Origin of the sequence: Neptunomonas antarctica, assembly GCF_001305295.1 — a bacterium.
GTDB classification, from domain to species: domain Bacteria; phylum Pseudomonadota; class Gammaproteobacteria; order Pseudomonadales; family Balneatricaceae; genus Neptunomonas; species Neptunomonas antarctica.
The window spans coordinates 1-6,451 of the sequence record NZ_LJSI01000041.1; the positions used below are offsets into that span (position 1 = coordinate 1).

General features: G+C 49.4%; 2 protein-coding genes. One reads left to right on the forward strand and one right to left on the reverse strand.

The genetic code is table 11. The features are described from left to right. Positions 1-306: 306 nt before the first annotated feature. Positions 307-444 (forward strand): hypothetical protein, encoded by a 138-nt coding sequence (locus tag Nant_RS21290; RefSeq protein WP_156298827.1) that lies wholly within the window; start codon positions 307-309, stop codon positions 442-444. A gap of 269 nt (positions 445-713) precedes the next feature. On the opposite strand, the gene Nant_RS10000 is transcribed toward Nant_RS21290, so the two are convergent. Then, positions 714-6,398, reverse strand: a complete 5,685-nt coding sequence (locus Nant_RS10000; protein ID WP_238377114.1) for a beta strand repeat-containing protein — start codon at positions 6,396-6,398, stop codon at positions 714-716. Positions 6,399-6,451 lie beyond the last annotated feature (53 nt).

A 6,451-nucleotide genomic window follows, 5' to 3' on the forward strand; every position in this document is an offset into this window, starting at 1 on the left:
TCTAATTAGCTGCATATTTATTTATAAATTTGCATTATCAATGCGAACTCAAATCCACACACCGATCCCAAAAAAAGCCAGTTTTGTTATCAAAATTGTATATTTTGAGTAAAATTTGAGTTCATATTATATTTACATTAAGTTTACATTAAGTAATTATTTATACAAACGTTATGTATTTAGAGAAAATCCCATATAGACCATTACGCGATAGCAGCACACTCTCTGTTTTAATTTAATGCGGATTTTTAAGCGGGATGTTCTGATTGAATACACCGGACACGCGAATAAGAGACGAATCAGTTAATGAATGATTGGAGTCTCATCATAGAGTGTGGTGTGGTGTCTTGCGGTGATGCTGGCTTAGTCGCTAATTCGCGAATCGGTTGCCGTTGGGTTGGGTTGGGCTGGTTTGATACAGCTATTCACATGTTCATACAGTAAATTGCCGGGATATCATCCAGGCCGCTAATATCAACATTTAGCTCTTTGATAATGCCGTCTTCAATACTGTAGATCCAACCATGCACGGTTAATTCATGGCTTTTATTCTAGGCTCTTTATGTAAAAGAAACTGTTAGGAAGGGCTAAAAAAATCACAAAGCAGACATTAAAACTCTATCGGGAGATCATTATTTGATCTCCCGATAGAAACCATCAACAAACGACTGTGACTACACAGTGCTTATCAGTGACTGAACTGAAGGTACCTATTATTCTCCTGTTTTCTTTTCTGGTTCACTTTCACCAGAAACCGAAGCTTCAATTCCCACAGAAATATCCGATTTTTCAGCCTTGATCTTGACCTCATTTCCTATAATCTGCGTTCCTTCTTTGGCCTTAATGTTAGCTTCCTGATTAACAACATTATTACCCTTGATGCTCACTTTACCACCGGATTCAATGGATGTTGCATCAGAGTCCACTTTATTGGCATAAGCAGCACTACCACCGATAGAGCCTTCTTTGGTGGTTCCTTCGTCGCCCTTCTCTGCTCCAATACTGGCCTCTACACCAAAGGAGGTAGTCGTCTCAGTATTCTTAGCAGCTTTAAGGTTAACGTTTCCTGCGGCGTCAATGGACGTATCGCCTTCTGATTTCAACGCGGTTCCTTCAAAGCTTGCATCCTTGCCAGCCGTGATGCTAATGCCGCCGCTACCCGCCTTGATGCTACCGGTCTGGGCTGTGCTGCTAGCGCTGTCTTCTTGCGTATATCCGCCGCTTGCTGCCGCGCCTTTACTGCCTTTGCTCGAACTTAATTCCACACTGGCATCAATCGTAGACTTGCTGCTTTCTGAGGTATCACGCGCGGCTTTAAAGTCGACACTACCGCCAGCATCAATATCCGCCGCTCCACCCGCCTCTATTTGGGTTCCTTCAAAACTGGCATCACCCGTGGTCTTAATAGTGAGGTTTCCACCGGCATTAATGCCTCCGGTCCGCGCCGTACTGGTACTGCCACTTTCTCCTTCATTACCATATGAAGCTTCCAGGCTAGCACCCGCTTTACCCACCACATCGACTTTGAGCTCTGCATCAATTTTATTAGCATCAGAAGACATGCTAGTCGTGTCCTTAGCCGCCTTGTACTCCAGGGAACCTGCTTCGATATTGATATCACCGCCCGACTCAAACTGCGTGCCTATTAACGTAGTTTTTTCTTCCGACTTGGAATTAATACTGCCACCTGACTTATATTTAGTCGTGACGGCGGTTGTCGTGCTTTCACTTTCGCTATCAATACTGCCTTCGTACTTAGCACGTAAGCCTGCGCCTGCACCTGCATCTGATTCGGCTTCACCTTTGGCATTACCACCCGCTTCAGCAGAGGCACTAGCACCAACGCCAAGCTTCATATCGTGGCTGGATGAATCTTTACTGGAGAAGGTTGAATCATTAGCCTCAATTTCTGTAATGGCGCGAGCCGACTGATTGATATCACCACCCGCCTCGATCTGTGTTCCTTGGTCAACAATCTCATTAGTTGCCTTACGGGTGAAGTTCCCACCCGACTTGAAGCCCGATGTGACCTGAGTCACAGAACCTTCAGCGCTGGATTCCTGTTCAGTCTTGTAACGCACACCAGCACTTACATCCGCTCCAACCTCACCGCCAGCCTCTCCATTGGCGGGATCGCCTCCGACATTAATTTTTCCTGCATCCGCCTCAGCACCGGCTTCAGCACTCACTTTCGCATCAATATAAAGTCCCGCGGTATCTGTCTTTTTAGACGATGTTTTCAGCGTGATATCTTGTGCCGCCATGTTGAGGATATCAGTGGCTTCGATATTCATGTCGCCACCGGATTCGACTTCAGCACCTACAAATACAGCCGCCTCTTTTGCCTTGATCGACATACTGCCGCCAGACTTCAACGTGGAGCTTGAATTGGTAAGCGAGTAGTCAGTCGTCTCTTCGTTCTCAGTTCTGGCACCGATAGTCGTGGTACCACTTGCTTCAGCAGAGGCGTTCGCACTAGCGCTTGCGTCTGTACCCGCCGTCCCTGCTTTAGCCTGTGCGTCCGCACCGGCTTCAGCGTTAGCTTCACCTTCGTTATAAATACCGACTGAGGTACGCACGGTTTGAGTATTAGTCCACTCTTCATTGCGCCCTGTCAGTACTTCTACGTTTTTAGCATCCAGCTCCATATCGCCACCCGACTCAACATTAGAGCCTTGTACCTTCAGCGTACCTTCGGTTGTAGCCTTTAGATTACCGCCGACTTTAAAGTTGGAAGACACGCTCGTGTTAGAACCTGCCTGAGTAGAGGTTGTAGTCGTTTCTGCAAACTTGATATCCGATGTACCAGAAGCTTCAGCATTGGCTTCGGCGCTCGCTGTCGCATTCGCACGCCCCAGGCCGCTCTCCGAGCCACTGCTTGAATCAGAAGAAGAATCAGACTCACCTTCACTATCAATTTTCAGATAGGTCGTTGTTTCTGTCACGGTGTTGGTACGCGTCTCATCTAAACCATCAAGAATATTAATGCCTTCTTTGGCATTGATATCCGCGTCCCCGGCGATCGTGACATCTGAGCCCTGCACCGTCATGGATTTATCAGCCTTGACGGTAGCGCTGCCGCCGACTGTTAATGTCGAGCCAGAATTTGTACCTTTGAAATCATCAGTGGTGGTTTTTTCGGTACCGGCAACGCCGCCACCCACACCCAAACCAGAGGTTTCAGTCACCGTCTTGCTGGTGACCTTATCCTGACGCGCTAAGATGTTAAAATCACCGCCCGCATCAACACTCAGATCACCACCCACACTGGCATCGCTACCAGCAATAGTCGTGTCACCGCCGCTCGTAATTTTGAGATTACCACCTGACTCCAGCGTAGAGCCTATATTAGTCTCGGTGGTCGTTGTGTTGTTAGTTATCGATTTTCTGAATCCGGAGTCAGTCGACGACGCTGTTGAGGTCGTCGTTTTGTCAACAATGGTGTCGAAGGTGACATTGTCACCCGCTACCAACGACGCATCACCTCCCGCCTTGACTTGAGCACCAAGCACAACAATGTCTTTTTCGGCATCCAAGGCCAGGTCGCCGGTTGCGGTAATACCCCCTTGCTTGCCAATCCGGGTGACGTAGACACTGTCGTCTCCAAAGCCCTCGGCGCTGGTCTGGTTCGTGATGCTTCCTTCGGTCGATGTAACGGCCACATTGCCGCCCGTAATCGTACCGCTGGTGTTCGTTACATCACCTTTCGAAGTAATCGCCAACGAATTGGAGCCACTGATGGTTCCGCCCGTGTTAGTTACGGAGTCCACATCCATAATCACATTACTGCCAGCAATCACAGCACCAGTGACAATCGCGTTTCGTGTTGCTGTAGAAAGATAAACGACTGGGGCCAGTACTTTCTGTCCTGCTACTGTGGTTTCGACCATCCACACAACATCACCTTCGAGATTCGCAATTTGGTCAGTTGTTAATGCCTTACCAAAGATGAAACCAGCGCTTTTCCCCTCAGTGACTGCCTGATCCATCAACCGTTTCATCTGATCGGCTTCATTACCGTAGCCATTGATGATGTTGTTGCCGGTCTGGCTGATCAGCTGCTGTCGAATCAGGTACGCCTCATAATTGGAATCACCTAAGCGTTTAATAACCAAGTCAGGATTATATCCATATCGCTGCGCCATATAGTCGGAGCCAACAAAATTGGATCCAACAGCGAAAAGTGGATTTGTTTCGATCAGAAACCCGGAGCCCGAATTTTGGCTGATCACGAAATAGCCATTAGGATTGGTTGGCAATGCAATCACCAAACCACCGAAACTGATCGCAGCAGCGCCGCTGGCGGTCGTTGCTTCAGTTACTCCACTTGAACTAGACGTGGTTCCGTTTGCTGGGCCACCAACACTGGAATTGCCTGTCGAGCCGGGTGTCGAAAAGCCTGGATCCTGGGCGGTCGTTGACCCCCTTGTTGCCAGTGCTCCGCCATTGATCAAAATTGTGCCGCCCGCAAACAGTCCTGCGCTTGAGTTTAAAGCCGTCGATGAAACCCCAAAATTTTTCTTGTATGCCTGACTTTGTGCGCCGGCCGCCGTATGTGTCGATGGTTTTGCCCAAGCCCCAGCAGAGCCATAAGTCAAATCGCTATCTGTACCACTGAAATGAGGATCGGCAGCAAACGTGGCATCATTGTAGGCATAGCGGTACGAATGGACCGAGCTGGAACAAGTGAAGCAATCGCCTAAAAAGTCGAACCAGTGACGTTTATATTGGTAAGTATCGAGGTCAAATGACTCATTCGTAAAGGAACCCGTTCCCGTTACTGTGATGTTATTGACTGCAGACAGAAGCCCTACGGTATTCGACGCAGTACCCGCCCCATAATTGATGGTCATGTTTCTACCGGACAGGATTTGTGGCTTAGTCGGTGGCAAAGGTGAGTTTAACTTCTCACTAACCGTGATCGTGTCTTCATAGGTCTTAATCCAGTTGCAATCGGTACACGAAGACTCTTCATGTTCATGTATTTTAGTGACTGACGAATAAGTCGCGTTTGCCCAATCCAGGCTAACCGAAGGCAGTCCGCCGCTGTACTCATTTTTGAAACTTGTGGTGGTGTTCAACGAGATATCAGAGACGGCCGTTATGGCGCCATTATTGACAAATCTCGGAGCGGTAAAGCTCATAGTCCCATCACTGTCGATTGTGCCAGCCGTTGTATTGGTAAAGGTGCCCGTCGCGTTAGCGACCAGTCGGCTGCCAGCATAGAAGCTGGCGCTATTGCTCAGGTTGCCACCGGTCGCCCGTATATCCAGTGTAGCCAGCGACGATATTCCGGCGCCAGCGGCATTGGTTATGCCGGCTGCGCTAAGATTTAAGTTGCCACCTGAGTGAACGACACCGTAGTTAGTGAATCCGTTGGTGATGGCAATGGTTGTGGCTGCGCCCTGAGCCGTGTTACCCAATATTTTTGATGCCCCCGATGTCACATTCAGACTATTAAGACCCAACGTCATTGCCCCGGTGCTGCTCACGGAACCGGTGTTGTTGACGGACAGAGTCCCCGCATTGATATCCATGCTCTGGCCCACCATGGCACCTGAGCCATTCAGGGTAATGTCAACGCCCCGTCCATTACCCTGACCCTTAACATCCATCAATCCACTTGATTGCATTCGACCAGAATTGCTAACGATATAGTATCCATCAGTCCCCCGCACCGTCATGTTACCTGAGCTCAGAAGCTGACTAGTGTTGCTTAGTGTGGTCGCTACATTGAGCGCGGCTGCACCTAATGACTGAAGCGTGCCACTATTGTTGATCGTATTTGCATTAATCGTACCGCTGCCTGCGCCAGTGCTGGACAGATTCAGCGTGCCTGAGTTGGTGACAGTTCCGCTCGCGGTAATAGTGCTTGCTGCTGTGCCGCCCTGAATAGTGCCAGCGTTGGTGACGCTACTTGTAGCGATCACCAACTGGTTACCCAACAACTTTCCGCCCGTGTTGTTGTTCAGTATCACCGCCGTGCCGCCGATAGTGAGCGTATCACCACTAGTGGTTCCCGACTGAATAAAGCCGCCGCTCTGATTGGTCAGCGTCATGCCGGCACCGGTCGAGGTGAGCGTCAGATCACGCGCGGCGATGATGGTCTTGGCGTTAGTCAGCGTTCCACCAGATACATTAATGGCCAGATTCTGAGCGGACTGGATAACCCCAGCGCCCGTGTTGCTTAACGTGGCAACATTAAGCGTCGCTCCGGCACTGGATGAGTCCGATGCAATAATTTTCCCGGTATTAGATAGTGCACCGGTACCAATCGTACTCCCCTGATTGGCTTGCAATGTGCCTGAGTTGGTGAGGCTACCCGAATTGCTGCTCAGGCTGGTTTTCGCCAGTAAGGTCCCTGAGTTGGTAAGCCCGTTACCAATCGTCAGATTCATGCTTGCATTGGATTGCAGCGTACCACTGTTGTTCAGGCTGGAAACGGTAATGC

Excerpts from the sequence above, each read along its gene's own strand:
- Nant_RS21290 (WP_156298827.1), top strand. The coding sequence starts at position 307 with ATGAATGATTGGAGTCTCATCATAGAGTGTGGTGTGGTGTCTTGCGGT.
- Nant_RS10000 (WP_238377114.1), bottom strand. The coding sequence starts at position 6,398 with ATGAATCTGACGATTGGTAACGGGCTTACCAACTCAGGGACCTTACTG.